Below are 23780 nucleotides of genomic sequence, written 5' to 3' on the forward strand. Positions count from 1 at the left end.
TGCGAAAGTAGCTCAGTTGGTAGAGCTCCAGCCTTCCAAGCTGGTTGTCGCGAGTTCGAGCCTCGTCTTTCGCTCTTTAAAACCGAAACCTTAAAAGTTTCGGTTTTTTTATTGGATAAAACTCAATTCTGATTCTGCTGCAATATCAATTGGTGTTTTGTTTTTTTGGAATAATTTTGCCGATAAATCTCCTTTTAAAACTATTTTATTGTTCTTTATTTCAAGCCAGCTTCCTTCTTTCAATCCTAAAACGGGAAAATTGTTAAACTGATGAAATTCATTGATTCTGGTTTCCCGGGATTCTCCCATGTGTTTTGATTGTGTATCAGCTTCCAGGAAATGCACATTCAAATTAAACGGAATCAGACCTAAGGTCTGAAAACTTGGAGGATAGACGATGGGCATATCATTAGTAGTCTGCATTGTTAAACCGCTAATATTACTTCCGGCACTGGTGCCTAAATAAGGGATTCCTTTTTGCAGAGTTTCCTTCAGCGGAATCATGATTTTATTTTTGTACAATTCGCTGACCAGTAAAAAGGTATTGCCTCCTCCGGTAAAAATGCCTTCAGCATTTTGAATGGCTTCCACTGGGTTTTCATATTCATGAATTCCGCGTATCAGGAGGTTGATTTTGGCGAAAGCCAAAGCTGTCTTTTCGGTATATTTTTCATATGAAATACCGCTGGGCCTTGCATAGGGAATAAAAAGTATTGTTTTACAATTTTTAAAATGATGTTTTAATTCAGGAAGAAGATATTCCAGATAATCACTTCCGTGCAAGGTAGAAGTGCTTGCTAAAAGCAGGTTTTTCATTGTTTTTTTTAGATAAAGATATAAAACAGGCTTCGTTATTGTTTTATTTATTAACAAATATTTACCAGCTTTTAGTATCAAATTGGGATAGGTCTGGTTTATTTTTACTCCTTGCGGGTTTTAGAAAAATGAAATGGAAGTGGAGAAGAACGAGTATTATATGGCAGTGTTAGAAAAAATGATTGATAGAGTTCATTTTATTGATACTTTGCATTTACCTTTGGATTATAAAAAGACTTTGAATATTGTATGGTGGAGAATGAGAAATTTGCAAAATATTAGAGTAGAAAATAAAACAAACAATTGAATTCTTATTAGGAGAGTTAGCTGAAAAACACAAACAGATTTTAGCCTGTGAAAACGAATAATACTTACTTTTTATTTTTACTTTTTTTCTGTCAGATAGTTTTTTGTCAAAACTCTGACAGGGAAGAAATTCATGGAATTGTCCAGGTCGATTCTGCTGCGGTTGAGCGTGTAAATATTGTAAATAAAACAACTCAGAAAGCAACTTCCAGCGATAAAAACGGAAATTTTACTCTTTTTCTAAAAGAAGGCGATCTCATTGTATTTTCTGCAGTAAATCTTGTAACTTTACAAAAAGTGATTGTTCAGTCTGATTTAGAAAAGACGATTTTACTCGTACAGTTGCAAACAGAAAGGATACCACTAAAAGAAGTTGTCATTAAAGAAGAATCTAAAATTACTGCCGAAAGTCTGGGGATTATCCCTTCTGATCAAAAAAAATATACTGTTGCCGAAAGAAGATTGTATACGGCCAGATCGGGTTTGTTAGACCGGCCGTTAAACTGGATCTCCGGAAGAACTGCTCAATTGAAAAAGGAATTAGCAGTATCCGAAAAAGAACAATTAATGGTAAAATTGGAGTATCTTTTTGAAGAAAATTTTTATATTGAGACTTTAAAAATTAAGAAAGATTATATAAGGGATTTTCAGTTGTATTGTATTGAAAATAATGATTTTGTCTCAGCGTTAAAATCTAAAAACAAAACTCTGTCAAAGTTTTATATTCTAACTTTGGCTCAAAATTATAACAAAATAATTGTGTATGAAAACTAAAGTAAGTGCCTTGTTTTTTCTTCTTTTGGCTCAGATTTCTTTTAGTCAGACTGACAGAAAACCATTAGAAGGTCAAGTTCGTAATGAGTTAGTTCCTGTGGAAAATGTTATTGTTTTCAATGCTAATTCAAATACAGGAGTATTGGTTAATCAATATGGTTCTTTTACAATTCAGGCAAAGGTTAATGATACTTTGGTTTTTTCCAGTTTAGCATTTAAATCTAAAAAGATTGTACTTACCGAGAAAGAATTTATTATTCCAAGGCTTATAGTACAGCTGGATGTTTTTACAAATGAATTAGCAGAAGTACTTATCCGTGCTAAAAAAGAATTAAATCCTTTAGGAGGGAATTCTCAAAAATATGTAGACATGAAGTTTTTTGATGATGAGAAATCTTCTCCTAAAAATAAAACAATGCCACCTGTGGGAGGGATTGAAAACGGAATGGATTTTGTCAGGATTTATAAAGATGTTGTTGGGGTTTTAAGAAAAGAAAATCCCAAGAAAAATGATTTTTATAAAGACACCAGTTTCTCTGAATTTGCTTTGCAAAAATTAAATTATTCTTTTTTTTCTAATACATTGCATCTAAAAGATGATGAGATCAAACTGTTTTTGATTTATTGCGAAAATGATTCTAAATCCCGTGAATTGATGCAGCCTGGAGAGGAGTTTAAGCTGATGGACTTTTTTATAAATAAAAATAAAGAATATAAGCGAATTACACATTCCAACTAATTGTTTTTGAAATAGGATAATTGAAAAAGCATTGCTGAGTTATTAGCTTTTTTATGAAAAAATTAGAAGAAGCTTTTTTTGAAATTTGGTATATTTGCGCTAAAATTATAGAATATGTTTGGTATAGGAGGAGGAGAATTAGTCTTTATCATGTTTATAGTCCTGTTGCTTTTTGGTTCTGATAAAATACCGGAAGTTGCAAGAACTATGGGAAAAGCTATGGCGCAGTTAAAGAATGCTACTAATGATATCAAGAGTGAAATTCAAAAAGGAGCAGAAGAAAATGGTTTAGATTCTAAATCATTAACTGAAATGACTGGTGGTTTTAATTCTCAGATAAATAAAGTTAAAGACGACCTGTTAGGAGATTCAGTTGCTCAGGCAGCTAAAATGAAAGAAGATATTGAAGATATCGCAGGTCCGGTAAAACGTAGTCGATAATGCTGGAACAACTTCTCTCCTTAGATGTTAAGCTATTTGTTTATTTAAACGGATTAGGTTCTGAATCTTATGACGGGCTATGGCTTTTTATAACCAAACAGTTTAACTGGATTCCGTTTTTCTTGTTCTTGTTTTATCTTATCTATAAAAAAATAGGTGTTAAGCAAACTCTTTGTGTTGTTTTATTTATTGCTGTACTTATTTTAATCACTGACCAGTTTACAAACCTTGTAAAGTACACTTTCCAGCGATTACGACCATGTAATAATCCTGAAATTCTTTCGGTAATCCGGGTTGTAAAAAGTTCCAAGTCATTTAGTTTTTTCTCCGGACATGCTTCAAATACGATGGCAGCTGCTATGTTTATATACCATTTACTTAAGCAGTATTTTAAATACACCTACTTGCTGTTTTTATGGCCTTTGGTTTTTGCTTACAGTCGTATTTATTTAGGATTGCATTATCCTCTGGATATTTTATGTGGTTATGTTTTTGGAGCGATGACAGGATTATTTGTTTTTAAAATTTATCAGTTTACACAAATAAAATATTTCCCGCTTTAGTAGGATAGAAACGATAAAGAAAAAGCGCAGATTCTAAAAAAATCTGCGCTTTTTCTTTAGATAATAAAATTAAAGTACTCTGCTGACGGTTAATCCGTCACGTATGGGAAGTAAAACGGTTTCAACTCTTGGATCTTCCTTTAATAATCGGTTGTATTCTAATAAGACTTTTGTGCTAATATCTTTTGGATTTAAAGGTTCTAAAACTTTTCCGCTCCAGAGTACATTGTCTGATAATATGATTCCGCCTTTATTCATTTTTGGAATTATTAATTCAAAATAATTCAGATAATTTTCCTTATCTGCGTCAATAAAAACCAAATCAAATTTTAAATCAAGTGTTGGAATGATGTCAATAGCTTCACCAAGATGCTGCACAATTTGTTTTCCCCAGAGAGATTTATCAAAATGTTTTCTTTGAAAATCTACTAACTCTTCTTTGATGTCAATCGTATGAAGTTGACCGTTTTCCTGCATTCCTTCACATAAACACAATGCCGAATACCCGGTGTAGGTGCCTATTTCAAGAATATTTACAGGACGGATTAGTTTAGACAACATGCTCAGAACACGTCCTTGAAAATGACCGCTTAGCATTCGGGGTAAAAGAATTTTTTGATAGGTTTCTTTATTTAATGCTGCTAATAATTCGGGTTCTTTTTCAGAATGCTGTTCGATGTAGTCTTCTAATTCGGGGGAGATGAAATGCATTTTTGATTTTTTTTCAATTTCGAACAAAGTTATCAAATTATCAAAACAACAAATCAACAAATAGTCATTAAATTTGCAGCATGCAAATCGAGAAAAAAGACATACGAGCCTTATCTAAAGAAGAATTACGCGATTTTTTTGTTAATAATCGCGATAAAGCATTTCGTGGGAATCAGGTTTATGAATGGTTGTGGAGTAAAGGAGCGCACAGTTTTGAGGACATGACGAATCTGTCCAAAGGAACGCGTGCCATGCTGGAAGATAATTTTGTTATTAACCATATTAAGGTTGATGCAATGCAGCGTTCAGAGGATGGAACTGTTAAGAATGCTGTGCGTTTGCATGACGGTTTGGTGGTAGAATCGGTTTTAATTCCTACTGAAACCCGTACCACTGCTTGTGTTTCCAGTCAGGTAGGCTGTAGCTTGGATTGTAATTTTTGCGCTACGGCTCGATTAAAAAGAATGCGAAACTTAGAACCTGCCGAAATTTACGATCAGGTACTGGCTATTGACAGAGAAAGTCGCCTGTATTATAATCATCCTTTGTCTAATATTGTGTTTATGGGAATGGGGGAACCGCTTATGAACTATAATAATGTGATTAAAGCCATTGATATGATTACTTCAGAAGAAGGATTAGGAATGTCTCCAAAACGGATTATTGTTTCTACTTCAGGGATTCCTAAGATGATTAAGAAAATGGCCGATGATGAGGTAAAATTCAAGTTAGCAGTTTCTCTCCATTCTGCCATGGATGAAATCAGAGCCCGGATTATGCCTTTTAGCAAAAATTTTCCTTTGGCTGATTTACGGGAAGCATTGGAATATTGGTATCGAAAAACTAAAAGTAAAGTTTCCTATGAATATGTAGTCTGGAAAGGTATCAATGACAATAAAGCTTCGGTAGATGCATTAGTGAAATTTTGTAAATATGTGCCTTGTAAAGTGAACCTGATTGAATACAACCCGATTGATGATGGTGAATTTCAACAAGCTTCAGAAGAATCGATAAATGCTTATATAAAAGGGCTTGAGTCTATTGGAGTTGTGGTAAAGGTAAGAAGAAGCCGCGGTAAGGATATTGATGCTGCCTGTGGTCAATTAGCTAATAAAGAAGCATAAAAAACGACTTTCAGTTGTGAAAATTCCTGTTTTTTTATTCGGAAAACAGTATATTTGGACTCGAATGAATGTTACTTCTCAAATAAAACAGCCCATATTAAAAGAAATGGAACTTTTTGAAAAAAAGTTCTACGAATCAATGTCTTCACAAGTGGCGTTGTTGAACAGGATTACCTATTACATAGTAAACAGGAAAGGGAAGCAAATGCGTCCGATGTTTGTTTTTCTGGTAGCCAAAATGGTTTCAGAAGGAACTGTTAATGAAAGAACATATCGTGGAGCATCGGTAATTGAATTAATTCATACGGCAACTTTAGTGCATGATGATGTAGTGGATGATAGTAACCGTCGTCGCGGATTTTTCTCTATCAATGCCCTTTGGAAAAATAAAATAGCGGTTCTTGTTGGTGATTATTTATTGTCAAAAGGATTATTACTTTCTATAGACAATGGCGATTTTGATTTGCTCCAGATTATTTCTGTCGCTGTACGCGAAATGAGTGAAGGGGAGTTACTCCAAATCGAAAAAGCCCGAAGACTCGATATCACCGAAGCAATTTACTACGAAATCATTCGAAAAAAAACAGCCACACTTATTGCTGCCTGTTGTGCTTTGGGTGCCAAATCGGTTTCGGAAGATGCTATTCAAGTGGAGAATATGCGAAAATTTGGAGAACTCATTGGGATGGCTTTTCAAATAAAAGATGATTTATTCGATTATACCGAAGAGGCTATTGGAAAACCAACAGGAATCGACATCAAAGAACAAAAAATGACGTTGCCTTTGATTCATGTTTTGAATACCTGTTCAAAAAAAGAAAAATCCTGGCTCATAAATTCCATAAAAAATCATAACAAAGACAAGAAACGCGTTAAAGAAGTGATTGCTTTTGTGAAAGATAATAATGGTTTGACTTATGCTGAAAATAAAATGGTCGAATTTCAGCAGGAAGCGCTTCATTTGTTAGAGGATTACCCCGATTCTGATTTTAAAACAGCATTAATCATTATGGTTAATTACGTTATCGAACGGAAAAAATAGACAATAAAATAAATTACAATAACAATTTTAACAAGATGTATTCTAATTAAAATTATCATTGCTATTTGATTGATTTTTGACATTGGAATTGATATTGTATCTTTGATACTTTCTAACTTTATACCTTAAAAATTGATTTCAAAAGCGACCATAGATACTGTTTTCGAAACTGCCCGTGTAGAGGAAGTTATTGGCGATTTTGTGCAATTAAAGCGCGCAGGAAGTAATTTCAAAGGCTTGAGTCCGTTTTCTGATGAGCGTTCACCATCCTTTATGGTGTCGCCTGCTAAAGGAATCTGGAAAGATTTTAGTTCTGGAAAAGGCGGAAATTCCGTGGCATTCCTGATGGAACATTCGCATTTTACGTATCCGGAAGCGATTCGGTACCTGGCTAAAAAATACAATATCGAAATTGAAGAAACCGAGCAAACGGATGCTGAAAAAGCCAACATGGATGCCCGTGAAAGTATGTATCTGGTTTCGGAATTTGCCAAAGATTATTTCCATAAAACACTTTTAAATACTGAAGAAGGGCAGGCTATTGGACTGTCTTATTTTAAAGAACGAGGATTTACTACCGAAACGATTAAGAAGTTTAGTTTAGGATATTCGCCGGAAACCTGGGATGCTTTGACTAAAGAGGCTTTAGGGAAAGGTTACAAGTTAGAATTTCTGGAAAGTACCGGTTTGACAATTCCCAGAGAAGATCGCCCTTTTGACCGATTTAAAGGTCGTGTGATGTTCCCGATTCAAAGTATGTCCGGGCGTATTTTAGGTTTTGGAGGGCGTATTCTGATAAATGATAAAAAAGCAGCAAAATACCTGAACTCACCAGAGAGTGAAATTTATCATAAGAGTAAAGTTTTATACGGAATTTTTCAGGCTAAGCAGTCTATTGCTAAGCTGAATAATTGTTTTTTGGTTGAAGGTTATACGGATGTGATTCAGTTTAATCAGGCCGGAATTGAAAATGTCGTGGCTTCCTCAGGAACAGCTTTAACTCCCGATCAAATCAGGCTCATCAACCGACTGACCAGAAATATTACGGTGCTTTTTGATGGTGATGCTGCCGGACTTCGGGCCTCTGTTCGGGGAATCGATTTGATTCTGGAGGAAGGTATGAATGTTAAAGTGTGTACTTTTCCGGAAGGTGATGATCCTGATAGTTTTGCTAAAAAAACTTCTCACGATGATTTAGTCGCTTATTTAGAAAATAACGCTAAAGATTTTATACAATTCAAAGCTTCTCTTTTGATGGATGAAGCTAAAAATGATCCCATCAAGAAAGCTGATTTGATTAGGGATATGGTGCAAAGTATTTCTAAAATTCCGGATCGTATTCAGCGAGAAGTTTATATTCAGGAATGCTCCCGGATTATGGATATTTCAGAGCAGGTTTTGGTGAGTACTTTAGCGCAATTGATTCAAAAAGATGTTGCTGAAATTGCTAAAAAGCAAAAGGAGCAAAAACCTTTTGAAGTCCATAGAAATCAAAATCCACAAAATACAGGATATTCAGGCGGAGATCCTGAAGATCCCAGATTTGGACCTCCGGAGGATTATCCTGGGGAAATGGGATATCCTGGCGAGACCACAGAAAAAGTAGATGTTTTGTATCGTTTAGAACGCAAAATAATTGAAATTTTACTTTTGTATGGAAATAAAGAAGAGGAGTTTGAAGATGTTCTGATGAAAACCAATGAAGATGGTGAGATAGTATATGTTTCAGAAATGAAATCATATAAAGTTTTTCAGCGTATTTACCTGAGTCTTCAGGAAGATGAAGTCGAATTGGCAAATCCTTTATTTCGGGATATTTTTAATGATTTGATTAATTATTACCTTCAGCACGATAGTTTTAGTTTAGAGCATTATTTGATGCATCTGCCTGCTGAATATGCTCAGGAAGTGACGGATATTTTAATGGAAGATGAACGATTAGTCATGCACAATTGGGAAGGGCAGAATATTTTTCCAAAAACAAAGCAGGACACAATAGGCCAAAATGTTTCCGAAACAATTTTGACTTTGAGATGGTATCTGGTTGGTAGGATAATTGAAGAATTAAAAAACTCCATATCACCTGATGCAGATAATATGGAGTCTTTGATGATGATTAGAGATTACAATGAACTTACTCGGGCTTTTTCAAAAAAACTTGGTAGGGTCATGTCCCGATTTTAATTAAACGATCTCTAAACTTTTAGCTTTGTTTACTAAATCAACTAAATTGGTAACATTTAATTTAGTTAATAAACGCAATTTGTAAGTACTGATTGTTTTTTCGTTAAGGCCTAAGATTTCAGCAATCTCATGGTTTTTCTTTCCACCGCTTAAGTAGCGTAATACTTCTACTTCACGATTAGAAAGTTTACGGTATAAACGTTCACTTTTACTTTGTTTTGCTATTAAAGCCAGGTTTTTCTTAACCGTTTCGTTCATGATAATTTTACCCTGATCTACTTTGATTATAGACTGACCTAAAGTCTCTAATTTTTCTTTTTTATGAACATATCCTGAAACTCCAGCTTTAATAGCATTGGGAGCATAGATTTGTTCAGATAGTCCGCTAAAAATAATAATTTTAGTTTTAGGGAAATTTTTTAAAAGTGCTTTTACTTCAAAAATACTCGAAAGACCTTCAAGTTCAAGGTCTAAGACCAGAACATCAACTTCTTTTGTTTGTAGAATATCCTGAATCATCGAAAAACTGCCCACATTGGCAACAATCGATATGTCTGAATGGTCTTTGAAGTACGATTTTACTCCAAAATGTACTACTGGAAAGTTATCAGCTAGACAAACTTTAATCATGATTTTATTTTTTTTAGGGTTGTTCTTGTGTGAATTATATATATAAAATTAGTAAAAAAATTGGAAATACAATTTTTTTATGGATAAAATCGTATTAAATCCGATTAATGACACAAACTGGTATCGGATTCATCTTGTGTTGGTTAATTTTGTTCAGTCTTTTATAAATTTCAAAGACTTCTTTTTGTCTGGTAGTGTAGTTGGTTTGAGGACTATTGTTCTCATCTTCAGTCATTGCCCATTCTAATTCGTCATAAGTGGCGCCTAATTGTTGCTCATCTGTTTTTTCATCGCCAAATAAACCATCGGATGGCTGGGCAATTAATATTGAATTAGGGACTTTTAAATAATCGGCTAATGCAAAGACATCTGATTTCATTAAATCGGCTATTGGACTTAAATCAACACCGCCATCACCATATTTAGTAAAGAAACCTACTCCAAAATCTTCTACTTTGTTTCCTGTTCCTGCTACTAACAGTCCGTGAACTCCGGCATAATAGTATAACGTAGTCATTCTTAGTCGCGCTCTTGTATTGGCTAATGTCAGGTTCAGTTTATTTTCTTCAAAATTTGCAGGAACTTCTTTTTTCAGAGTTTCAAATACCGAAGTTAAATCGCTTTGTACACTACTTACATTTGGAAAACGTTTTTTAAGTTGTTCAATATGTTCTTTACCCCGGCTCACATGACTTTCATGCTGATGGATTGGCATTTCAACACATAACACCTTAAGTCCGGTCTGAGCACATAATGTTGAGGTTACTGCTGAATCTACGCCGCCTGAAATTCCTACTACAAAACCATTTACTTTTGCAGTTTCGGCATAAGATTTTAACCAATTGACAATCTGAGTGTTTACCTGTTCAACTATGATAGTACTTTTTTTAGTCATAAATAGTTCAAATTTTAGTATTCAGGAATGTATCTTTGCGAACAAAATTCAGTAACATACTGGTTATCCTGATATAATCATGCAAATTTAAATAAAATAAAATGAAAACTTGTGTATTTTCCGTAGTTCTGTTATTCTTTTTTTTCTCCTGTAATACGACAACTAAGAAAGAAAAACAAATAGAGGCTGTACCTGTAGATTTAAAAGTGATTCGTTTTGATAAAATATTTTTCGAAACCAAACCTAATGATTTACCGAAAATTAAGAAACAATTTCCGTTTTTTTTCCCGGCAGGAAATGAAGATGCAGTTTGGTTAGAGAAAATGCAAAATCCGCTTTGGAGAGAACTTTATGCTGAGGTCCAAAAAAAGTTTTCTGATTTTGACATATATACATCGCAACTTAATACTGTTTTTAAACATGTAAAATATTATTTTCCAAAAACAAAAACACCTGCTGTTTATACTGTTATTTCTGAAATGGATTATAACAATAAAGTGATTTATGCAGATAGTTTATTGATTATTTCGCTCGAAATGTATTTAGGTAAAGAGCATAAGTTTTATCAGTTTCCAGATTATATTAAACAGAATTTTGAACCTAATCAAATGATGCCTGATGTAGTAGAAGCTTTATCGAAAAGAGTGATAAAAACTGATACAGAGAAAAATTTTATGGCAGCTATGATTCGGGCCGGAAAAATATTGTACCTAAAAGATGTGATGCTGCCGAAATATAATGACGAAGATAAAATAGGATATACCGCAGGTCAATTGCAATGGTGTCAGGAAAATGAAAGTTATATGTGGCGTTATTTTATTGAGAATCAACTGTTGTATGATGATGATCCTAAGTTGTTGCCACGTTTTGTGAATCCGGCTCCTTTTTCTAAATTTTATTTAGAAATAGATAATGAGTCGCCGGGTAAGGTGGGTGCCTGGACAGGATGGCAAATTGTTCGTTCTTATATGAAAAATAATGAAGTATCTTTGCCTCAGTTAATGCAGACTAATGCAAAAGAAATATTCGAAAAGTCAAATTATAAACCTAAAAAGTGATGTCAGATAAAAATAAATCAGAAATAAATTTTCTTGTAGAGTTAGATGAAAACCGTATTCCGGAAAAATTGTTCTGGACTGCAAAAGACGGCGGAATAGAATTGGAGGAATCTAAAGCAATTATGTTGTCTGTTTGGGACAGTAAAGCTAAAGAGAGCATGCGTATTGATTTGTGGACAAAAGATATGCCTGTTGATGAAATGAAAATTTTCTTTCATCAGACATTAGTAGCTATGTCGGATACCTTTCACCGGGCAACAGGTGATGAGAAAATGTCAGCAACGATGAAAGATTTCTGTGAATATTTTGCGGAGAAATTAGAGTTGACTAAATAAGTAAAAACAATAAAAAAATCCCAAATTTCAATTGTAAATATTGAAATTTGGGATTTTTTTATTGATAAGTTGGAATTGTTTAAAATCCGCCGCTGTTGTTCTTAAAGATCTCCTGATTTACTTCGTCAATATAGCTTAAAACTTCTTCTTTTCCTGTTCCTTCAGTTGAAGAAGTTACAAAATAAGGAGGCATTTCGGCCCAGTTGTTGGCAAACATCTGTTTCTTATAAGCCGCAACATGCGAGTCAATTTTTACTTTACTGATTTTATCAGCTTTGGTAAAAATAATACAAAAAGGAATTTCGCTTTCGCCCATATAGCTCATGAATTCAATATCGATGGCTTGGGCCTCATGGCGAATATCAATCAGAACAAAAGCACAGGCAAGTTGTTCTCTTTTTTCAAAATAATCGGTGATGAACTGCTGGAAAACAGATTTTGTCTTTTTGGAAACTTTAGCGTAACCATAACCCGGTAAATCTACCAGAAACCAATTATTGTTGATTAGGAAATGATTGATTAATTGTGTTTTTCCAGGTCTTCCTGATGTTTTTGCCAGTTTTTTATGGTTGGTCAGCATGTTAATTAATGATGACTTTCCCACATTTGATCTGCCTATAAAAGCATATTCGGGCAAAAAGTCTTTGGGACATTTGCTTACATCTGAGTTGCTAATTACGAATTCGGCGGTATTAATCTTCATATTTTTTAGGTAAAAAAGCTTTTTTATACTGATGAAGCAGCTTTTAAATTAGTTTTGTTAAGCCAGTCTTCCAGTAAATTGTTAAACTCATCCGGATGTTCCATCATGGCTGCATGTCCGCATTTGTCGATCCAGTATAAGGTTGAATTGGGTAGCAATTTGTTAAATTCAGTTGCTACTTCCGGTGGAGTAACCTTGTCGTTTTTTCCCCAGATAATACAGGTTTGCACATGCATTTTTGGTAAATCTTTAGCCATGTTGTGACGAATAGCACTCTTAGCGATGGTTAAAGTTTTTATTAATTTAATACGATCGTTTACGGTGGCATACACTTCGTCAATCAATTCAGGTGTAGCAATTTTGGGATCGTAAAATACATCTTCAGCTTTTTTTCGGATGTATTCGTAATCCCCTCTTTTTGGATAACTATCTCCCATGGCGCTTTCGTAAAGCCCTGAACTTCCTGTGATTACAAGTCCGGCTACTTTTTCAGGGTACATTTTAGTATGGTACAAAGCTATATGTCCGCCCAGAGAGTTTCCTAAAAGAATGACTCTGTCAAAACCTTTAAAAGTGATAAAGTCTTTTACATATTTAGCAAAGCTTTTTACATTGGTTTTTAAAAGACTTTGTGTGTATATGGGTAAGTCCGGAATAACAATTTTATATCCTTTGTCAGAAAAATAACGGGCTACTCCGTCAAAGTTGCTTAAGCCGCCCATCAGGCCATGCAAAATTACAATAGGATTTCCTTCTCCTGCTTCGTAATAGCTGTATCTGCCTTCTTTTTTATAGTTTTTGTCCATGCTCTTGGAATGCGAATTTCAATTTCGACAAATATAGGATATAATCAGTAAAAAAGAGTTTTTGAAAACTTTTTTTGAAGCTCTTCTTAAAGATTTACTTCAGTTTCTGAATAATAATTTTAGTTATGTTATTGATTATCTACTCTTTTTTTGTGAAATTTTTTGAATTGTAAGTTCGCAAAAATGATGCTTTTTTAGCTGCGTTTTTGGTTATTAAAACTTATTGTCTGTAAGAAAAGATGAGGAGGCTAATACATTGATTGTCCAAAAATTAAGGGTTTTTGTTCTAATGTGGTGAAACTTATCAACAAAGTGGTAAAAAGTGGTAAAAGGTGGTAAAATTTTTTATATTTTTGCTCTATATCATTTAAAGCGATTCTTTTGAATACAATTATAGGGACATATGAATGTAAAGTCGATGCTAAAGGGAGGGTTTTATTACCTGCGCCTTTAAAAAAGCAATTGGCTGCTTCACTTCAGGACGGTTTTGTTTTGAAGCGTTCGTTGTTTCAGCCGTGTTTAGAGTTGTATCCAATGGAAGAGTGGAATTTGATGATGCAAAAAATCAATAAACTCAATCGGTTTGTTAAGAAGAATAACGATTTCATTCGCAAGTTTACTGCCGGTGTTAAGGTGGTTGAAATTGATGCTTTAGGTCGTTTACTGGTTCCTAAGGATTTGGTCAATTTTGCCAGTATTGCTAAAGATGTGGTTTTTTCGTCTGCAGTGAATATTGTTGAAATCTGGGATAAGGATTTGTATGAACAATCGATTGATGACGGAGTTGATTTTGCAGATTTAGCAGAAGAGGTAATGGGTAATATAAATGACAACGACAATGGAATATCATAATCCGGTTTTGCTTAAAGAAACAGTTGATGGTTTAAATATTAAGCCTGACGGAATATATGTGGATGTTACTTTTGGTGGTGGCGGACATTCAAAAGAAATTTTAAAGCGTCTAGGGCCTAACGGAAAATTATTTGCTTTTGATCAGGATGAAGATGCTTTAGCAAATGCCCTTCCGGATGAACGATTTGTTCTGATCAATGAAAATTTCAGAAATATAAAACGATTTTTACGTTTTTACGGAGCAAGAAATGTAGATGGAATTTTAGCAGATTTAGGAGTTTCTTCTCATCAGTTCGATGTGCCGGAAAGAGGTTTTTCGACCCGTTTTGATGCCGAATTAGATATGAGAATGAGTCAGAAAAATGATTTGAATGCTTATAAAGTAGTTAATGAATATGATGATGCTAATCTGAGAAGAGTGTTCTTAGATTATGGTGAACTGAAAAATGCACCTGTTCTTTCAAGAACAATCATAGAGGCAAGAATGCGCAAGCCTGTAAAAACGACTGACGAATTAAAAGAAGTTTTAGTTAAATATTTACCGGAAAGAGTTCGTAATAAAGTATTGGCACAAATCTACCAGGCTATACGAATTGAGGTAAATCAGGAAATGGATGTTTTAAAAGAGTTTTTAGAACAATCACTTGAAGTATTAAATCCGGGGGGGCGATTAAGTGTAATCTCCTATCACTCTCTGGAAGATCGACTGGTAAAGCGTTTTATGAAAAACGGAATGTTTGAAGGAGAACCGGAACGAGACTTTTTTGGAAACTATTCGGTGCCCTTTAAATTAATTGGAAAACTGATTGTTCCTGATGAAGAGGAAATAAAAGTTAATAACAGAGCCAGAAGTGCTAAGTTAAGAATTGCCGAAAAGATTTAATAATTTATGAAAATGAGTATTTACAATCTGTTAAAAGCAAGATTTCTAATCGATGAAGATGCGGTTAAAAACTGGCGTTTTATTGTTTTTTTGATTGTTCTGGCAATTATAATGATTGCTAATACACAGCGCTACGAGCAAAAAGTATTTAAGATTGCAGAACTCACTGCTGAGGTAAAAGAATTGCGTTCAGAGTTTGTAGACAGACGTTCTGACTTGATGAAATTAAGAATGGAATCAACAGTTTCACAAAAAATGGTAGAAAAAGAAATTTTTCCGTCCACAGTACCTCCTGTAAAAATAAAAGTTAAAAAAGAAGAAGAAAAAAGTCTTTTGAAAAAAATATGGCAGTAGAAGATAAGTACATATCATATCGAATTTATCTGGTTGCTTTTGCTATTTTTTTAATGGCAATAGCAATTGCTGTTAAGCTGACCAATATTCAATGGGTTGAAGGTGATTATTATCGGGAACTAGCTAAGGAAAGAACGGTTAGGAATTTTGTTATTCCGGCTAATAAAGGAAATATTTATTCTTCTGATGGTAGTTTGTTAGCGACTTCAATTCCAAAATACAGTATCCGTTTTGATGCTTTAGCACCAAAAAAAGAAAATTTTGAAAAAAATGTTAATGCATTAGCGGATTCATTGGCTACTATTTTAAATAAACCAGCGACCTATTATAAAAACGAATTAAGAAAAGCGAGAGCCAATAATAACCGTTATTTTTTAATAGCACGTGATCTGAGTTATACCGATTATATAAAAATAAAGGGTTTTCCTTTGTTTAATCTGGGGGCTTATAAAGGCGGAATTATCATTGAACAGAAAACAGTTCGTGAACATCCGATAGGAAAAATCGCTGAGCGTACTATAGGTTATGAGAGACAATATCAGCAAGGGCATTCGGATGGAAAAGGAATTGAATGGGCATATAAGGATTATTTAAATGGTAAAGACGGAAAAATTTTAAAACAGAAAATTGCTAAAGGGCAGTGGAAACCTATTCGCGATTTAAATGAGGTAGATCCTCAGGACGGATACGATGTGATTTCGACAATTGATGTTTACATTCAGGACATTGCACATCACGCTTTGTTGAAGCAGCTGGAAGATTATGAGGCTGATCACGGCTGTGTTGTGGTAATGGAAACACATACCGGTCAGGTGAAAGCGATTGCTAATCTAGGAAGAGCTAGCGATGGAACTTATTATGAAACCACTAATTATGCGGTAGCTGAATCTCATGAACCAGGTTCTACTTTTAAATTAGTTGATTTGATGACTATTTTAGAAGACAAAGTAGCTGATACCAGTACGGTTTATGATACTCATGGCGGAATTATAAAATATTCAGGTAAATCTGTACGTGATTCACATACAGGAGGTTATGGTAAAATATCTTTAGCGAGAGGTTTTGAATTGTCGTCCAATACCGTTTTGGTTCAGGCGGTGTATGATAATTACAAAAACAATCCGTCAAAATTTGTAAACCGTGTTAATTCTTATGGTTTAAATAAAAAGCTCCACATGGATTTTAAAGGAGAAGGACGTCCTTTTATTCCGCAGCCTACAGATAAAAACTGGTCTAATATTTCATTGCCATGGATGGCTTTTGGGTATGGTGTTTCGGTTACGCCAATGCAGACTTTAGCGTATTACAATGCCGTTGCAAATAATGGAGTGATGGTAAAACCACAATTTGTTTCTGAAATAAAAGAATGGAACCGAACCATTAAGAAAATGGAGCCAGAAGTTATCAATCCTAAGATTTGTTCTGAAGAGACACTTTTGAAACTGAAAGAAGTTTTAAAGAATGTTGTTAAAAGAGGGACGGCATCTAAATTGTATTCTAAGGATTTTTCTATGGCTGGTAAAACAGGAACAGCTCAGGTGAATTATGGAAAAAGAGACGGTACTCCAATGCATTATGCTTCTTCTTTTGTGGGGTATTTTCCGGCAGATAAACCAAAATATTCCTGTATAGTAGTGGTTCATAAACCAAGTACAGCAAAAGGTGATTTTTACGGAGCTGGTGTTGCTGGTCCGGTTTTTAAGAGAATTGCCCAAAAGATTTTCACGGAAGTTCCATCGACAAATGAAATCAAAAAACTGGACAGAAAAGTTCCAAAACAGGAGAAAAACTATAATGAATATTTTGCTAAGCTTCAAAAATCACAACAACTGATTCCTAATGTTAAAGGGATGCCGGGAATGGATGCCATTGCTTTATTGGAAAATTTAGGAATGAATGTGAGGACAAAAGGAATTGGAAAAGTAAAAAAACAATCGCTTCAGGCGGGACAGAATATTATTAAAAATACAACTATAACATTAGAATTATTGTAGTCTTACCCGATTTTAAAGTCAGGGAAAAAATAAAAAAATGAATAGATTATTAAAAGACATATTATATAAAGTAGCAATTGAAGCCGTTCATGGTTCGACTGATATCGCTATAGGTAAATTGGATTTCGATTCCAGAAAAATCGAAGCCAATGATGTGTTTGTTGCCATTCGGGGTTCTGTTTCAGATGGACATGATTACATTCAAAAAGCCATTGATTTAGGTGCTAAAGCTATAATTTGCGATACTTTTCCGGAAAAATTCAGCAATGAGGTGACTTATATTCAGGTAAATGATACTAATAAGGCGCTTGCATTTATGGCAGCTAATTATTTTGAAAATCCATCTGAAAAATTAAAGCTGGTGGGAATAACAGGAACGAACGGAAAGACAACAATTGCTTCTTTATTATATCAATTATTTAAAAAAGCAGGATTTAAAGTTGGTTTGCTTTCTACTGTAAAAATTTTGGTGGATGATGAGGAGTTCAAAGCAACTCATACCACTCCTGATTCCATTACAATTAATCATTATCTAAACAAAATGATTGGTGCCGGTGTTGAGTATTGTTTTATGGAAGTAAGTTCACACGGTATTCATCAAAAACGTACCGAAGCATTGCATTTTACAGGAGGTGTTTTTACAAATTTGTCTCACGATCATTTAGATTATCATCCTACTTTCGCAGAATACAGGGATGTCAAGAAGTCTTTTTTTGATAATTTACCAAAATCTGCTTTCGTTATTTCTAACATTGATGATAAGAATGGAGCGGTAATGCTGCAAAATACAGTGGCTCAAAAAAGAACCTATGCTCTGAAATCGTATGCCGATTACAAAGCACAAATTTTAGAGAACTTATTGTCAGGTTCCTTGTTGAAAATTGAAGGGAATGAAGTTTGGGTAAAATTAATTGGTGTATTTAATGCGTATAATTTATTAGCTATTTATGCCACTGCAATCGAATTAGGCATGGATTCTTTAGAAGCGCTTCGTTTATTGTCTGAATTAGAAAGTGTTTCAGGCAGGTTTCAATACATCGTTTCGGATACTAACATTACTGCTATTGTAGATTATGCCCATACTCCCGATGCTTTAGAAAATGTTTTGAAAACCATTAATGAAGTGCGCACTAATAACGAACAATTGATAACGATTGTGGGCTGCGGAGGAAACAGAGATAAAGCAAAACGACCGCTTATGGCCGGAATAGCATCTGATTTGAGTAATAAAACCATCCTGACTTCAGATAATCCCCGCGATGAAGATCCGGATACTATTATCAGTGAGATGGAACAGGGCGTGCCGCCACAAAATCATAAAAAAGTTTTTGCTGTAACTGACAGAAAACAGGCTATAAAAATTGCGTGTCAATTGGCTCAGCCTAATGATATTATTTTAATTGCTGGAAAAGGACATGAAACGTATCAGGAAATCAAAGGAATACGAACTGATTTTGATGATATGAAAATTGTTAAAGAAATTTTAGACCAACTCCATAAATAGTAAAACTATGCTGTATTATTTATTTGATTATTTCAACAAAGTATTGAATCTTTCCGGTACAGGAGTGTTTCAATACATTACTTTCAGATCGGCGCTGGCCTTTATTCTTTCGTTGTTGTTATCTACAATTTATGGAAAAAGAGTCATTAGTTTTTTACAAAGACAGCAGGTAGGGGAAACTGTTCGTGAACTGGGTTTAGCGGGTCAAAATGAAAAGGCCGGTACACCTACAATGGGAGGTTTGATAATCATTTTTGCCACTTTAATTCCTGTTTTTCTGTTTGCCAAATTACATAACATTTATGTTGTTCTGTTAATTGTGACGACTTTATGGATGGGGACAATTGGTTTTGTAGATGATTATATCAAAATATTTAAAAAAGACAAACAGGGGCTAAAAGGAATTTTTAAAGTTTTTGGTCAGATAGGATTAGGATTGATTGTAGGAAGTGTATTGTATTTTAATCCGCAGGTAACCGTACGTACTGACACAGGGAAAACAGATGTATTTAAGGTGGCTACCACTACCGAAGCCGTTATTATGCCTGCTGCTGTAGAAGAAAAATCAACTGCTACTACGATTCCTTTTTTTAAAAATAACGAATTTGATTATGCCGAATTATTAGCCTGGACCGGTGAAGGATATGAAAAATGGGCCTGGATTATTTTTATTCCGGTAGTGATTTTTATTATTACTGCCGTTTCTAACGGAGCTAATTTAACCGATGGAATTGATGGACTAGCTGCCGGAACGTCGGCAATTTCGGTCTTGGCACTTGCCATTTTCACCTTCGTTTCAGGAAATATCATTTTTTCTAATTATCTCAATATTATGTATATCCCTAATTCAGGGGAAATGACGGTTTTTATTGCAGCTTTTGTGGGTTCATTAATTGGTTTTTTGTGGTATAACTCCTATCCGGCATCCGTGTTTATGGGGGATACAGGAAGTTTAACAATCGGAGGAATTATTGCTGTTCTAGCAATTGCAGTCCGAAAAGAATTATTGATTCCACTGTTATGCGGAATCTTTCTGGTAGAAAATTTGTCCGTGGTTTTGCAGGTGAGTTATTTTAAATATACTAAGAAGCGATTTGGCGAAGGCCGAAGAATTTTTCTAATGTCGCCATTGCATCATCATTATCAAAAGAAAGGCTATCACGAAAGTAAAATTGTAACCCGATTTTGGATTGTAGCCATCATGTTAGCGATACTTTCAATTGTCACCTTAAAATTGAGATAATATGAGATTAGTAGTTTTAGGTGGAGGCGAAAGTGGTGTGGGAACAGCCATATTAGGAAAGCAAAAAGGATATGATGTTTTTGTATCGGATTTTGCGAAAATAAAAGAAAGTTACAAAGAAGTTCTTATAAAAAACAGTATCGATTGGGAAGATGAGAAGCATACAGAATCTCTGATTTTGAATGCTGATGTAGTAATGAAAAGTCCCGGTATTCCGGAAAAGGCGCCCATTGTTAAGAAACTTATTGAGAAAGGAATTCCTGTAATTTCTGAAATTGAATTTGCAGCTTCTTTTACTAAAGCAGTTACAATTGGGATTACCGGAAGCAATGGGAAAACGACCACAACAATGCTAACTTATCATTTGCTTAAATCTGCGGGATTGAATGTGGGATTAGCAGGAAATATAGGGAAGAGCTTTGCGGAACAGGTTGCCGAAGATAAATACGATAGTTATGTGTTAGAATTGAGTAGTTTTCAGCTGGACGGAATTATAAATTATAAACCGCATATCGCTATTATAACGAATATCAGTCCGGATCATCTGGACCGTTACGATTATAAATATGAGAATTACATTGATTCGAAATTCAGAATCACGATGAATCAGACTGAAGAGGATTATCTCATTTATGATGCAGACGATGAAGCAATTTCAGACTGGTTACAAAAGAACAAAACAAGAGCAAAATTAATTCCTTTTTCATTGACAAAAACATTTGAACAAGGAGTCTTTATAAAAAATAATACAATGGAAGCAATAATCAATCAAGAGGAATTTACAATGGAAACAGAATCAATTGCCTTAGAAGGAAAACATAATTTAAAGAATGCAATGGCAGCAACTTCTGTAGCTAAATTGATGCAAATCAGAAAAGCAACAATTCGTGAAAGTTTATCAAACTTTCAGGGTGTAGAACACCGTCTTGAGAAAGTATTGAAAATCCAAAATGTACAATACATCAACGATTCGAAAGCAACCAATGTAAATGCAACTTTTTTTGCATTAGACAGTATGAATTCACCAACTGTCTGGATTGTAGGTGGTGTTGATAAAGGGAATGATTACAATGAATTAATGGCTTTAGTTCGTGAGAAAGTAAAAGCTATTATTTGCCTGGGTGTTGATAACAGAAAAATTATTGATGCTTTTGGGAATGTCGTGGACATTATGGTAGAGGTAAATAATATGAACGATGCTGTGAGAATGGCGCAACGTATTACTGAAAAAGGAGATACGGTTTTATTATCACCAGCTTGTGCCAGTTTTGATTTATTTGAAAATTACGAAGACAGAGGAAGACAATTTAAAGATGCTGTGCATAATTTATAAAAAGTTTGAAGTTAGGAGCTGGAAGTTAGAAGTATATAAGCCATTTAATTCATAACTCACAACTCATAACTCATAACTCACAATTTACAACTTGAAAAATGAAACAACTAATTAGCAGATTAAAAGGAGATAAAGGGATTTGGTCATTTGTGGCCTTATTGGCCCTGTTTTCCTTTATGCCTGTTTTTAGTGCTAGTAGTAATTTGGCGTATTTGGGGCATGGAACAGGAAATACTTTAGGGTATTTACTGAAACATCTGGCTCATATTGGCTGTGGTTTTGCTATTATTTATTACGTTCACAAAATACCTTATCATTATTTCCGTTCTATATCTAAATGGCTGTTGCCTGTTGTCTGGATAGTTTTAGCCATAACAATGATCAAAGGAACGGTAATTGGAGGAGCTAATGCCAGCAGATGGATTCAGATTCCATTTGTAGGGATTTCGTTTCAGCCTTCAGCATTTGCAGCATTGGTTTTATTTGTGTTTGTAGCGCGTTATTTGTCTAAAACAAGAACCGAACCGATTGATTTTGCAGCATCATTAAAGGAACTGTGGTTGCCTGTTTTTATTACGCTGATATTTATTCTCCCTTCCAATTTTTCTACTACAGCGTTAATTTTCTCAATGATATTAATGTTAGTTTTCATCGGGAAATATCCAATGAAATATATAGGTATTATAGTAGGTTCGGGAATTGTATTTCTTACTTTTTTTGTTTTGGTTTCCAAAGCCTTTCCGGATGCAAAATTCTTTAGCAGGGTCAGAACATGGGAAAGCAGAATTGAAAATTTCAGTACTGATAAACCGGATGAAGATGATTATCAGATAGAGAAAGCCAAAATTGCTATTGCATCAGGAAAAATATACGGATTAGGTCCGGGGAAAAGTGTTCAAAAGAACTTTTTACCCCAATCTTCTTCAGATTTTATTTATGCCATTATCGTAGAAGAATATGGATTAGTAGGCGGTTTAGGTGTGCTTTGTTTGTACCTGTTGTTGCTTTTCCGGTTTGTGGTTGCGTCGCATAAGGCTAATACTATATTTGGAAAATTAGTCGTCATAGGACTTGGTTTTCCTATGATTTTTCAGGCCATGATTAATATGGCGGTAGCAGTCGAATTATTGCCGGTTACAGGACAGACTTTGCCTTTGATAAGTAGTGGAGGGACATCTATCTGGATGACTTGTATTTCATTAGGAATTATTATTGGTGTAACCAAAAAAGAAGAAGAAATAGAGCTGGAACAGAAAGAAGCAGCTAAAAGAGAAGAAGCGCTTCAGCGATTGATTGATGCTGAATTGGCTTCTGAAGAAAAGGAAAAAGAGTCTTATTCGATAGAAGATAAAGTGGCAAATCCGATGAATGCTGTTTTAAATAAATAGATTGATAGTAATGAAACAATATAAATTCATATTAAGTGGCGGAGGAACCGGAGGACATATTTATCCTGCAGTGGCTATTGCTAATGAATTAAAATCACGATTTCCGGATGCTGAATTCCTCTTTGTGGGAGCTCAGGATAAAATGGAAATGCAAAAAGTACCGCAGGCAGGTTATGCTATCAAAGGCTTGTGGATTGCGGGATTGCAAAGAAAACTAACATTACAAAACGCGATGTTTCCGTTGAAATTAATGAGCAGCTTATGGAAATCCCGAAAAATAATTAAGCAATTTAAACCCGATGTGGTTATAGGAACCGGAGGTTTTGCCAGTGGTCCTTTGTTACAAATGGCAAATATGCTGGGAATTCCAACAGTAATTCAAGAACAAAATTCCTTTCCAGGAATTACAAATAAATTGTTGAGTAAAAAGGCTAATGCAATTTGTGTGGCTTATGAAAATCTGGAACGTTTTTTTCCAAAGGAGAAAATGATTTTGACAGGAAATCCTGTTCGCCAGGATTTGATTGCTATAGAAAGTAAGCGAACAGAAGCGATCGAATATTTTAAATTGGATTCCAAAAAGAAAACATTGTTGGTTCTTGGCGGTAGTTTAGGTGCCAGAAGAATTAATCAGCTGATAGAGAAAGAACTGAAGAATATTATTTCACAAGGGGTTCAGATTGTCTGGCAGTGTGGGAAGTTGTATTTCGAAGAATATAAAAAATACAATTCAGAAAATGTTCAGGTGGTAGCTTTTATTGAAAAAATGGATTTTGTTTATGCTGCAGCAGATATTATTATCTCTCGTGCAGGTGCTTCTTCGGTATCGGAATTATGCATTGTGGGGAAACCGGTTATTTTTATTCCATCACCCAATGTAGCCGAAGATCATCAGACTAAAAATGCAAAAGCTATCGTTGATAAAAAAGGAGCGCTATTGTTGAAAGAATCACAGTTGGACGCCGAATTTAGTTTGGTTTTTGAAGCTTTGTTAAAAGATACGGGAAAACAAACACAATTGAGTGAAAATATAAAAGAACTCGCATTGCCGGAAGCAACTAAGCAAATTGCAGATGAAATTGTGAAATTGATTAAATAGCAT

Annotated in this window: 25 protein-coding genes and 1 tRNA gene; 20 read left to right on the forward strand and 6 right to left on the reverse strand. The window is 34.6% G+C overall.

Annotated features, from left to right (window positions below):
* Window position 1: 1 nt before the first annotated feature.
* Window positions 2–74: transfer RNA gene (locus ABS764_RS06595), tRNA-Gly, on the forward strand.
* 34 nt (window positions 75–108) lie between these two features.
* Here ABS764_RS06595 and pepE read toward each other — a convergent pair.
* A complete protein-coding gene (pepE, locus tag ABS764_RS06600; RefSeq protein WP_408081006.1) occupies window positions 109–816 on the reverse strand; it encodes a dipeptidase PepE in 708 nt (235 codons plus the stop codon).
* 133 nt (window positions 817–949) lie between these two features.
* Between pepE and ABS764_RS06605 the strand changes: the two genes are divergently transcribed.
* The 5 genes from ABS764_RS06605 to ABS764_RS06625 all read left to right on the forward strand — a co-directional run bounded on the left by ABS764_RS06605 (window position 950) and on the right by ABS764_RS06625 (window position 3639).
* Complete coding sequence (locus tag ABS764_RS06605; RefSeq protein WP_408081007.1) at window positions 950–1123, forward strand: hypothetical protein; 174 nt, start codon at window positions 950–952, stop codon at window positions 1121–1123.
* Between the two features lie 47 nt (window positions 1124–1170).
* On the forward strand, window positions 1171–1896 hold the full coding sequence (locus ABS764_RS06610) for a carboxypeptidase-like regulatory domain-containing protein (protein ID WP_408081008.1): 726 nt from the start codon (window positions 1171–1173) through the stop codon (window positions 1894–1896).
* The gene (locus ABS764_RS06615; RefSeq protein ID WP_408081009.1) at window positions 1886–2635 is read left to right on the forward strand and encodes a hypothetical protein; all 750 of its coding nucleotides are present in this window, start codon (window positions 1886–1888) and stop codon (window positions 2633–2635) included. Before ABS764_RS06610 ends, ABS764_RS06615 begins: the two co-directional genes overlap by 11 nt.
* A 114-nt stretch (window positions 2636–2749) precedes the next feature.
* Window positions 2750–3076 (forward strand): Sec-independent protein translocase subunit TatA/TatB, encoded by a 327-nt coding sequence (locus ABS764_RS06620; RefSeq protein WP_408081010.1) that lies wholly within the window; start codon window positions 2750–2752, stop codon window positions 3074–3076.
* Window positions 3076–3639, forward strand: a complete 564-nt coding sequence (locus ABS764_RS06625; RefSeq protein WP_408081011.1) for a phosphatase PAP2 family protein — start codon at window positions 3076–3078, stop codon at window positions 3637–3639. Before ABS764_RS06620 ends, ABS764_RS06625 begins: the two co-directional genes overlap by 1 nt.
* 69 nt (window positions 3640–3708) lie before the next feature.
* On the opposite strand, the gene ABS764_RS06630 is transcribed toward ABS764_RS06625, so the two are convergent.
* Window positions 3709–4350: an O-methyltransferase gene (locus ABS764_RS06630; RefSeq protein WP_408081012.1), complete on the reverse strand. Its 642-nt coding sequence runs from the start codon at window positions 4348–4350 to the stop codon at window positions 3709–3711.
* 80 nt (window positions 4351–4430) lie between these two features.
* On the opposite strand from ABS764_RS06630, the gene rlmN reads away from it, so the two are divergent.
* From rlmN to dnaG, 3 genes are all read left to right on the forward strand, one after another.
* Window positions 4431–5474 (forward strand): 23S rRNA (adenine(2503)-C(2))-methyltransferase RlmN, encoded by a 1044-nt coding sequence (rlmN, locus tag ABS764_RS06635; RefSeq protein ID WP_408081013.1) that lies wholly within the window; start codon window positions 4431–4433, stop codon window positions 5472–5474.
* A 64-nt stretch (window positions 5475–5538) separates the two neighbouring features.
* Window positions 5539–6516 carry a polyprenyl synthetase family protein gene (locus tag ABS764_RS06640; RefSeq protein WP_408081189.1) on the forward strand — a complete coding sequence of 326 codons (978 nt, stop codon included), beginning with the start codon at window positions 5539–5541 and terminating at the stop codon, window positions 6514–6516.
* A gap of 132 nt (window positions 6517–6648) precedes the next feature.
* Window positions 6649–8700, forward strand: a complete 2052-nt coding sequence (dnaG, locus tag ABS764_RS06645; RefSeq protein WP_408081014.1) for a DNA primase — start codon at window positions 6649–6651, stop codon at window positions 8698–8700.
* On the opposite strand, the gene ABS764_RS06650 is transcribed toward dnaG, so the two are convergent.
* Together ABS764_RS06650 and nadE are read right to left on the reverse strand one after the other, a co-directional pair.
* Window positions 8701–9330: a LuxR C-terminal-related transcriptional regulator gene (locus tag ABS764_RS06650; protein ID WP_408081015.1), complete on the reverse strand. Its 630-nt coding sequence runs from the start codon at window positions 9328–9330 to the stop codon at window positions 8701–8703.
* Window positions 9331–9424: 94 nt separating this feature from the next.
* The gene (gene nadE / locus ABS764_RS06655) at window positions 9425–10225 is read right to left on the reverse strand and encodes an NAD(+) synthase (protein WP_408081016.1); all 801 of its coding nucleotides are present in this window, start codon (window positions 10223–10225) and stop codon (window positions 9425–9427) included.
* 101 nt (window positions 10226–10326) lie between these two features.
* Between nadE and gldB the strand changes: the two genes are divergently transcribed.
* Window positions 10327–11283, forward strand: a complete 957-nt coding sequence (gene gldB, locus ABS764_RS06660) for a gliding motility lipoprotein GldB (protein WP_408081017.1) — start codon at window positions 10327–10329, stop codon at window positions 11281–11283.
* A complete protein-coding gene (gene gldC / locus ABS764_RS06665; RefSeq protein ID WP_408081018.1) occupies window positions 11283–11618 on the forward strand; it encodes a gliding motility protein GldC in 336 nt (111 codons plus the stop codon). Before gldB ends, gldC begins: the two co-directional genes overlap by 1 nt.
* Window positions 11619–11697: 79 nt before the next feature.
* On the opposite strand, the gene yihA is transcribed toward gldC, so the two are convergent.
* A complete protein-coding gene (yihA, locus tag ABS764_RS06670; RefSeq protein ID WP_408081019.1) occupies window positions 11698–12321 on the reverse strand; it encodes a ribosome biogenesis GTP-binding protein YihA/YsxC in 624 nt (207 codons plus the stop codon).
* A gap of 23 nt (window positions 12322–12344) precedes the next feature.
* Window positions 12345–13127: an alpha/beta fold hydrolase gene (locus ABS764_RS06675; RefSeq protein WP_408081020.1), complete on the reverse strand. Its 783-nt coding sequence runs from the start codon at window positions 13125–13127 to the stop codon at window positions 12345–12347.
* A gap of 381 nt (window positions 13128–13508) precedes the next feature.
* On the opposite strand from ABS764_RS06675, the gene mraZ reads away from it, so the two are divergent.
* The 9 genes from mraZ (at window position 13509) to murG (ending at window position 23777) form a co-directional block, all read left to right on the forward strand.
* Window positions 13509–13979 (forward strand): division/cell wall cluster transcriptional repressor MraZ, encoded by a 471-nt coding sequence (gene mraZ / locus ABS764_RS06680; protein ID WP_408081021.1) that lies wholly within the window; start codon window positions 13509–13511, stop codon window positions 13977–13979.
* Window positions 13954–14862 (forward strand): 16S rRNA (cytosine(1402)-N(4))-methyltransferase RsmH, encoded by a 909-nt coding sequence (gene rsmH, locus ABS764_RS06685; RefSeq protein ID WP_408081022.1) that lies wholly within the window; start codon window positions 13954–13956, stop codon window positions 14860–14862. Before mraZ ends, rsmH begins: the two co-directional genes overlap by 26 nt.
* 6 nt (window positions 14863–14868) lie before the next feature.
* Window positions 14869–15216: an FtsL-like putative cell division protein gene (locus ABS764_RS06690; protein ID WP_408081023.1), complete on the forward strand. Its 348-nt coding sequence runs from the start codon at window positions 14869–14871 to the stop codon at window positions 15214–15216.
* On the forward strand, window positions 15207–17210 hold the full coding sequence (locus ABS764_RS06695) for a penicillin-binding protein (RefSeq protein WP_408081024.1): 2004 nt from the start codon (window positions 15207–15209) through the stop codon (window positions 17208–17210). The genes ABS764_RS06690 and ABS764_RS06695 overlap by 10 nt, the downstream gene beginning before the upstream one ends.
* A gap of 37 nt (window positions 17211–17247) precedes the next feature.
* The gene (locus ABS764_RS06700; RefSeq protein ID WP_408081025.1) at window positions 17248–18714 is read left to right on the forward strand and encodes a UDP-N-acetylmuramoyl-L-alanyl-D-glutamate--2,6-diaminopimelate ligase; all 1467 of its coding nucleotides are present in this window, start codon (window positions 17248–17250) and stop codon (window positions 18712–18714) included.
* 7 nt (window positions 18715–18721) lie between these two features.
* Window positions 18722–19957 (forward strand): phospho-N-acetylmuramoyl-pentapeptide-transferase, encoded by a 1236-nt coding sequence (mraY, locus tag ABS764_RS06705; protein WP_408081026.1) that lies wholly within the window; start codon window positions 18722–18724, stop codon window positions 19955–19957.
* A gap of 1 nt (window position 19958) precedes the next feature.
* Window positions 19959–21290, forward strand: coding sequence for a UDP-N-acetylmuramoyl-L-alanine--D-glutamate ligase (murD, locus tag ABS764_RS06710; RefSeq protein WP_408081027.1), 1332 nt, complete (start codon window positions 19959–19961; stop codon window positions 21288–21290).
* A gap of 98 nt (window positions 21291–21388) precedes the next feature.
* Window positions 21389–22678 (forward strand): FtsW/RodA/SpoVE family cell cycle protein, encoded by a 1290-nt coding sequence (locus ABS764_RS06715; protein WP_408081028.1) that lies wholly within the window; start codon window positions 21389–21391, stop codon window positions 22676–22678.
* Window positions 22679–22688: 10 nt separating this feature from the next.
* Window positions 22689–23777 (forward strand): undecaprenyldiphospho-muramoylpentapeptide beta-N-acetylglucosaminyltransferase, encoded by a 1089-nt coding sequence (gene murG / locus ABS764_RS06720; RefSeq protein WP_408081029.1) that lies wholly within the window; start codon window positions 22689–22691, stop codon window positions 23775–23777.
* Window positions 23778–23780: the final 3 nt, after the last annotated feature.

The sequence above is a fragment of the Flavobacterium plantiphilum genome (genome assembly GCF_046000495.1).
Lineage (GTDB): Bacteria > Bacteroidota > Bacteroidia > Flavobacteriales > Flavobacteriaceae > Flavobacterium > Flavobacterium plantiphilum.

Excerpts from the sequence above, each read along its gene's own strand:
- pepE (WP_408081006.1), bottom strand. The coding sequence starts at position 816 with ATGAAAAACCTGCTTTTAGCAAGCACTTCTACCTTGCACGGAAGTGAT.
- ABS764_RS06605 (WP_408081007.1), top strand. The coding sequence starts at position 950 with ATGGAAGTGGAGAAGAACGAGTATTATATGGCAGTGTTAGAAAAAATG.
- ABS764_RS06615 (WP_408081009.1), top strand. The coding sequence starts at position 1,886 with ATGAAAACTAAAGTAAGTGCCTTGTTTTTTCTTCTTTTGGCTCAGATT.
- ABS764_RS06620 (WP_408081010.1), top strand. The coding sequence starts at position 2,750 with ATGTTTGGTATAGGAGGAGGAGAATTAGTCTTTATCATGTTTATAGTC.
- ABS764_RS06625 (WP_408081011.1), top strand. The coding sequence starts at position 3,076 with ATGCTGGAACAACTTCTCTCCTTAGATGTTAAGCTATTTGTTTATTTA.
- ABS764_RS06630 (WP_408081012.1), bottom strand. The coding sequence starts at position 4,350 with ATGCATTTCATCTCCCCCGAATTAGAAGACTACATCGAACAGCATTCT.
- rlmN (WP_408081013.1), top strand. The coding sequence starts at position 4,431 with ATGCAAATCGAGAAAAAAGACATACGAGCCTTATCTAAAGAAGAATTA.
- ABS764_RS06640 (WP_408081189.1), top strand. The coding sequence starts at position 5,539 with ATGAATGTTACTTCTCAAATAAAACAGCCCATATTAAAAGAAATGGAA.
- ABS764_RS06650 (WP_408081015.1), bottom strand. The coding sequence starts at position 9,330 with ATGATTAAAGTTTGTCTAGCTGATAACTTTCCAGTAGTACATTTTGGA.
- nadE (WP_408081016.1), bottom strand. The coding sequence starts at position 10,225 with ATGACTAAAAAAAGTACTATCATAGTTGAACAGGTAAACACTCAGATT.
- gldB (WP_408081017.1), top strand. The coding sequence starts at position 10,327 with ATGAAAACTTGTGTATTTTCCGTAGTTCTGTTATTCTTTTTTTTCTCC.
- gldC (WP_408081018.1), top strand. The coding sequence starts at position 11,283 with ATGTCAGATAAAAATAAATCAGAAATAAATTTTCTTGTAGAGTTAGAT.
- yihA (WP_408081019.1), bottom strand. The coding sequence starts at position 12,321 with ATGAAGATTAATACCGCCGAATTCGTAATTAGCAACTCAGATGTAAGC.
- ABS764_RS06675 (WP_408081020.1), bottom strand. The coding sequence starts at position 13,127 with ATGGACAAAAACTATAAAAAAGAAGGCAGATACAGCTATTACGAAGCA.
- rsmH (WP_408081022.1), top strand. The coding sequence starts at position 13,954 with ATGACAACGACAATGGAATATCATAATCCGGTTTTGCTTAAAGAAACA.
- ABS764_RS06690 (WP_408081023.1), top strand. The coding sequence starts at position 14,869 with ATGAAAATGAGTATTTACAATCTGTTAAAAGCAAGATTTCTAATCGAT.
- ABS764_RS06695 (WP_408081024.1), top strand. The coding sequence starts at position 15,207 with ATGGCAGTAGAAGATAAGTACATATCATATCGAATTTATCTGGTTGCT.
- ABS764_RS06700 (WP_408081025.1), top strand. The coding sequence starts at position 17,248 with ATGAATAGATTATTAAAAGACATATTATATAAAGTAGCAATTGAAGCC.
- mraY (WP_408081026.1), top strand. The coding sequence starts at position 18,722 with ATGCTGTATTATTTATTTGATTATTTCAACAAAGTATTGAATCTTTCC.
- murD (WP_408081027.1), top strand. The coding sequence starts at position 19,959 with ATGAGATTAGTAGTTTTAGGTGGAGGCGAAAGTGGTGTGGGAACAGCC.
- ABS764_RS06715 (WP_408081028.1), top strand. The coding sequence starts at position 21,389 with ATGAAACAACTAATTAGCAGATTAAAAGGAGATAAAGGGATTTGGTCA.
- murG (WP_408081029.1), top strand. The coding sequence starts at position 22,689 with ATGAAACAATATAAATTCATATTAAGTGGCGGAGGAACCGGAGGACAT.